This window comes from Nocardia sp. NPDC055321, from assembly GCF_053645575.1.
The window spans coordinates 1-5,697 of sequence record NZ_JBSHMS010000067.1 but is presented as its reverse complement, the minus strand read 5'-3'; the positions used below and the strand labels follow the sequence as shown (position 1 = coordinate 5,697).

General features: G+C 66.0%; 3 protein-coding genes. All 3 read right to left on the bottom strand.

Annotation, left to right across the window (positions count from 1 at the left end; translation table 11 throughout):
- The coding region (locus ACWIGI_RS41560; RefSeq protein WP_454209205.1) for an NACHT and WD repeat domain-containing protein at positions 1 to 2,804 on the bottom strand (2,804 nt) is incomplete at its 3' end.
- Positions 2,801 to 4,258, bottom strand: a complete 1,458-nt coding sequence (locus tag ACWIGI_RS41555) for an esterase/lipase family protein (RefSeq protein WP_454209204.1) — start codon at positions 4,256 to 4,258, stop codon at positions 2,801 to 2,803. The genes ACWIGI_RS41560 and ACWIGI_RS41555, both read right to left, overlap by 4 nt.
- 484 nt (positions 4,259 to 4,742) lie before the next feature.
- A complete protein-coding gene (locus tag ACWIGI_RS41550) occupies positions 4,743 to 4,895 on the bottom strand; it encodes a hypothetical protein (protein ID WP_454209203.1) in 153 nt (50 codons plus the stop codon).
- Positions 4,896 to 5,697: the final 802 nt, after the last annotated feature.

The window sequence follows — 5,697 nt, the reverse complement described above, 5'->3', positions numbered from 1 at the left end:
TGGACGGTCAAGACCCGCAGTTTTTGTCCGGTGGTCGGGTCCCACAACCGCACCGCGCCGTCGAAGCCGCCGGAGGCCAGCAGGGTACGCCCGTCCGGCACCACCACCGACGCCAAAGCGCCAACCGAATCGATGTGGGCGGTCAAGACCTGCTCTTCTTGTCTGGTGGTCGGGTCCCACAACCGCACCGTGCCGTCGCGGCCGCCGGAGGCCAGCAGGGTGCGCCCATCGGGCATCGCCGCCGACGTCAGCACCTCCGTTTCCTGGTCGCTGGTCAAGAGGTGCGGTTCTGGTCCCGTGGCCGGGTCCCACAACCGCACCGTGCCGTCGCTGCTGGCGGAGGCGACCAGGGTGCGCCCGTCGGGCATCGCCACCGACACCAGAGCAGTCACCGGACTGGTGTGTCCGGTGAGGATGCGGTGGGGTGATGAGGGTGCGTGGGTGGTGGTTTCGACGGTGATCGGTGGTGCCCACGATGGGAGATGGTGAGCTGCGTCGGGTGGGGTGGTGTGACCGAGGTGGATTTGGATCGGTAGGTAGCGATCGCGAGGGTGGAGCGGTTGCAGGTGTGTGTTCAGGGTGGTGATGGCGCCGATGGTGTCGGGTAGCGGGTAGCGGACCACGTCAGTGCGCCAGGCGTTGGTGGCGATAGCGGCTGGGTCGAGGGCGAGCAGCAGTGTGGTGTGTGGGTCGAGGAGTTTCCACCCGTTCTTTCCAGCGGCGGCGGCGTGGGCGGGCAGGTAGTGGGTGATGTAGGGGTTGAGGCTGCGTGTGTCGGTGAGGACTTGGTCGATGTGTTCGCTGGTGCCGGCGATGAGCGCGTCGGTGATCGCCAGGTGACGATCTCGGTCTTCGGGGGTGGGTTCGGTATCCCTGGTGAAGTGCTCGGTGAATGTGCGGTGGGCGAGCCGGTAGACGGTCTGGCCGTGTTCTCGGTCGGCGAGGATGTAGGCGGCGGCCGCCGCGGTCACTGCTTCCACGTCGGTGGTGCTGATCGTGGTCGTGCGGCTGGCGGTGATCGCTTGCGCCGTGATGGTCCAAAGGTTGTCCGCGGCGGGTAATCCGCGGCCGCGGGCATAGGCCAGGGCGGTCAGGAGGGCCAGGTGTTTCGGCTGGTCGGTGGTGAGTCTGGTGACGGCAGTGGCGAATAGTGCGCGGTGCTCGCCTGCCAGTAGTCGTGTCCAGGCGGCCGTGGAGCGTTGGGCGGGGTCGGCGAGGAGTTCGTGGACCAGCAGGCGCGCGAACAGGAACTGCGGTACGCGTTCGCGGACAGCGACAACCAGCGATTCGACATCGAGTGTGGTTCCGGAGCGATCCTGCAACGGTGTCCGTGCCGCCAGGAGCCGCTGTCGCACATAGCTCGCGACCGTGCTGGCGTCCGCGGTGATCGGTACCGTCGTGAACTGCTCGATGCGTAGTGCGTCGAGCAGACCGGTGTCCGAGGAGGGACGGTCCGGGGACTCGTGTGTGCTGGCCCGAGTACCGACCACCACCCTGACCCCCGCCCGTGCCATGACGGCAAGGACGCGGTTCGCCACGAGCAGGGGTTCGACGGCCTCGTCGAGCGCGTCGACGAGGATCGTCACTCGCTGACGGCCTGTGAGTTCGAGAGCGTCGACGAGATGGCGAACGGCGTAATCCACGCCGCTGTCCAGGTAGGCGAAGGCGATGCTGGTGCGGTGTTCGGTCAGGACGGCGAGGCGGTTCACGACCTCTTCGGTGGTGGCGCCGGTCAAATGCAGCACGGCGTCGAAGACGTTGTCGGGCGGTTGTTCGTCGTCGGGCAGTGCCGCGACGAGGTTCGTTCGGTGCAGTGCGGTGCGCAGTGTGGGGTTGGCGTGCACGATCAGGTGACCTAGGAGTGCGGACTTGCCGCTGCCCGCGGGGCCGGTGACGACCAGCATCCCGGTCTCGGCGCGTTCGAGCCAGTCCACGATGCGGCGGGTTTCAGCGTGCCGGCCTTGGAAGTACCAGGCTTGTTCGCCGAGCATGGTTTCGGTGAACGGCATGTCCCCGCCATAGGCTTTGGGCAAGAAATGACGCAGCTCGTCGTCGTCCAGGGCGTTGAGCGCGGCCTCGAGCTGGTTGCGGGTATCCAGGTCCAGGTTGACCAGCGTCGCGTGTCGGCGGTGCAGAACGACGTCGTCGACGAGCCATTTCTGTTTGATCTCCGCGCGCTGTTTCTGGAAGTGCTCGGCTATTCGGTTCAGCGGGATCTCGAAATGGCCCGCGCAGACCGTGTCGAGGAAGAATCGCAGTGCTTTGCTGAAGGCTCCCAGGTTCGTCGCGCCCGTCCCGGACAGGCCGCCGATCAACAGATATCCGACACCGAGATCGGGGGCGCGGCGCCCGATCTCGAAGTCGAGTTCGCGCACGAACGCCGCCGATTGGCACGCATCGACCACCACGATCATCCACGGCGGACCGCTCTCGGTGTCGTCGTCCTCGATGAGTGTGCCGCGGGCCGCGATGACCTTGGCGATCTGGCGAGGAGTGATCCCTTCGGTGTCCACCGCCACCGGACTATCGGTATGGGCCAGCGCGGTGTCGCGGCCGTCGGACCAGCCGTGCCCCACCCAATACAGGATGGTTTGCGGCAGAGCCGATTTCGCCCACCGGTTGATCCGGTCGATGACCGCTTGATGACCCCGCCCGTGCGTGGTGTCCCACTCGACGCAGTGAACGTCGAACTTGGCCAACGCCTCGACGATCTCGGAGATTTCGTCGTCGACGGTCAGGTTCGCAATGTCGGTGTCGGTGTAGGTGCCGATCGCGACCGGGAACAGCTCCAGCTTCTCGCTCACCGGGGTTCCGGACCGGGCACCGCCAGCACCAAGGCCGTCACCGCGCTGGTTCCACCGCCGGTCACCGCGATCCGGAACAGCCCCGCCCGCCACAGCGTGACCGGGACCTCGACCCGGTCCTCGCGCCGTCGTGCGCGTGGCCCGTCGACCCGCGCACCGTCCTCCGCGTTGTACACCACCACACCGACCGCGTACGGGTCCTGGGTCCCGGTGACCTCGACCAGGAACGGTACGCCGACCTCGACGACATCCGGTGCGCTGAACCCGATCTCACCGTCACCGAGGCGGGCACCGGTGTCACGGTGCAGCAGCTTGTCGCACACGAACGCGATCGCTTCATCGGTCTGGGCGACCGCCCCATGCTGTTGAGGCAGCGGTGAGGTGTCTCGAACCTTCCATGGCACAGCCGAATTCCGCGGTACGGTCCCGTCCCCGAAACCCGGCAACCTCACCAGCACACCGTCGGCGTTTGCGGCGAGCTCGCCGTCGTCGCCGACCTCGAAGGTGTAGAAGCGCGGCTCGACCCGTCCCTCGCCCAGGCTGAGACTGCTGATGGTCGGCTGCGCGACACCGATCAACGCCCGATGCGCCGGCATTTCCGCCGAGCGGCGTGCTTCGGCGTGTTCGAGCGCCTGGACCGCCAGATCGTGGTCACCACCGAGATCCGCGACATCGGCGGGGGTGAGCCGACGCACGTCGACGCCCTCGTCGACACAACGGTAGGTCGGCAACAGGTCGTAGATGCCGGGCATGGTCACCGCGACCGGCCGCAACCCGCGTGCCGGCACCGGCGCGCCCTGCCCGGTGCCCAGGATCACCGCCGCTTTGGCCGCGCCCTCGAACGGTGTGCCCAGCGTGATCACCTGCGCCACATCGTCGAAGGCGCCGGAGATACCGGCCAGCGCCTGGCACAGCAACCCGCCCATCGAATGCGCGACCAGATGCGCCCGCGCCCGCGGGCGATCCGAACGATCCCGCCACCAGGCCACGTGCTCCTCGATCACCCGCGCCAGCAGGGTCGCGTTGTGGGCCACCGGCAGCCGCCAGTCGTAACCGAACTCGCGTACCGCGTCCGGATGCCGCACCACCGTGCGCAGTTTCTTGGTCAGCCGCGTGTAGGGTTCGACGCTGCCCAATCCCGGAATCAACGCCGGGAACTTCAGCACATGCCTGGGCTGGACCCGCGACGATCTCTCCGGATCCACCGCCAACGGCGCCAGGTTCGTGGTCGGGGCGATCAGCATCCGGGCCAGCAGCCCGGGTCGTAGCCCCCACAACAACTTCCCGGTGTCGGTATCGACCAGTTCGGTGCCCATGATGCCCGGGATCACGATCACCGCGTCCTCGGTCACCGGCGTCGAGATCCGCAACGCCTCGGGAAAACTCAACGGTTCCAGCGAACGACGCACCACAGCGTCGGGCCCCGCATCGGGAAACACCCACCCATCCGACATGCCCACCATCATCGCCGCTCGACACCGATCAGGTTGCCCAACCGGCGATTAACGCCAGCGCAGCCACACACCCAACCACCGTCCACAGCAATCACTTCGCGAACATCCACGCTCTGGACAGAGCCTCGCCGCCTTGATTCAGCCAGCTGCCCAGGACAACGATCCACGCTCACGTCACCAGCTACGACGACCGCTTTCCTCGCGGCCGGTGCATACCCTCGGACCCGATCACGACGGCCGAGCCGGACCAACGCCTGAACAATCCCTTCTCCCGACGGTCCAAACGCCCGGCACCTGTCGAAAGATGCTGTGTACCTGTGGTTGTCAGGATCAGGAGGGCGTTACTGCCCTGGACGGGGTGGTAGATGGTCAGGGCGGCGGTGCCGTCAGGCACGAGGGTGACCTCGGTGACCTTGCGCAGCTCGTCCCGTGCTGATGCGGTCGTGACACCTGGGAGGTAGTGGGTGCCGAACACCCAAGTGGGCTATCGGACGAAAGTCAGGTAGGAGGTGCCCCCGGATGTGATCGCCACTGAATGAAGCGTCCAGCCCTGCGAGGCCATCTGGTTCATCCTGTCCTCGAGGACGTCCTCGTGGCGCTGCTTCCCCGCACCGGGGACCATGATCACTTTGTACATTCCCCGGATCGTATGGCATCGATAACGGCTGATTTCGGGGTTTGCTGTGCGATGAAGTCCAAGCGCAGTCGTCCCACCAGCTCGTGGAACAGCAACTGGTTGATCGCCCGTGGTAAACGATGTTGATCGTGCATGACTTCACTCGCGTACGGGCGGGCGGCGCGGGGTGTTTGTGAGGAGTCTTTCGTCATCGCTGTGCGATGCCGAGTATGGGAAGAGACAGTGCTTGGTTACCGGCACGAGAGTTCCATGCCCTGTAGGGATGAACACCCGCTCGTGTGCTGCCGGGATCGGGTCCGCGCGTGCATATTCGGGCCGCGCCGGCATGGCCACCTGGATGTACTCCAACGGCGCCACCAACGCGGAGGTCATGCGCAAGGGCCGCAACCACGAGCAACGATCCGCCGACAGCGACACCGGACTCTGGCCGGTACTCTCACGTTCGGAACGAATTGTCCGACAACGATGATCAGCCACCCGCGTGAGCAACCCGGCTCATGGCCGAGTTCATGCGAGTACATGTTCCCGATCACCCCGATCGGTTCAGGCATCCGGCCGCGCCCTCCAAGTTCGGTGCCACGCAGTTACTCGTTGGATCGCGATTCCAAAATCGTCAGCAACCTCTGAGCTCGATCAAGATCTGCCACACTGACTTCGGGGCTGGTCCCGGCGAAGGCCCGGTAGATCTGGACGGATTCCTCGACCGCAGCCACCGCCTCCTGGAACCGCCCCAGTTCCAGGCGCTTAAACTCGACGTTCGAGAGAGCACACGATAGGCGAGTCCGTATGTGGTCTGGGCTGG